At 44.4% G+C, this 556-nt stretch carries 1 protein-coding gene; it reads right to left on the reverse strand.

Features of this window, described 5'->3' with window-relative positions; translation table 11 throughout:
* The coding region (locus N7387_RS21375) for a hypothetical protein (RefSeq protein ID WP_279800967.1) at positions 1 to 556 on the reverse strand (556 nt) is incomplete at both ends.

Here is a 556-nt window from a genome sequence, read left to right on the forward strand (position 1 = left end):
CCCATAAACACCGCCGATTTTATAGGCCACAAGCGCTTTTAGTACTTCTTCAATACCACCAAATGAATCGACCAAATCACCCATTACGCCGGTCCACTCCTTAAAGAAACCGACAATGCCATCGCGATTTTCGCTAATCCATGTATTAAGGGATTTGAGCCCTGAAATTACGTTAGGCGCGAAATTAACATACATGGTATTCATAAAGTTATTTGCTTCAGCATTCAGGTCACTCATGAGCTTTTTAACCTGCTTCGCTTGGGCTTCCATTTCAGGCGTATACAGAGACTTGCCTTTATATTCCTCAAATGATTTCTGATATTCACCGCTGCGAATAGCCTGAAACAATGCCGGGTCACTCCCTCCCAGTGCGTTCATATAGTAATACTTGGCATCTGACTCGCTTTCTAATTGCCGTATTGCCTCAATTGCCCTGAGAGTCATTTCCTCAGCATTTTTGGCCTCTGTGATGTTGACGTTACTTCTTGCTTGCAACTGAGTTAATGCGGCCAGATTTTCAGGCGCAGCTCCTATTCCGACCTTGCTCCAGATTTGG

The sequence above is a fragment of the Morganella sp. GD04133 genome, assembly GCF_029835375.1.
Taxonomy (GTDB): domain Bacteria; phylum Pseudomonadota; class Gammaproteobacteria; order Enterobacterales; family Enterobacteriaceae; genus Morganella; species Morganella morganii_B.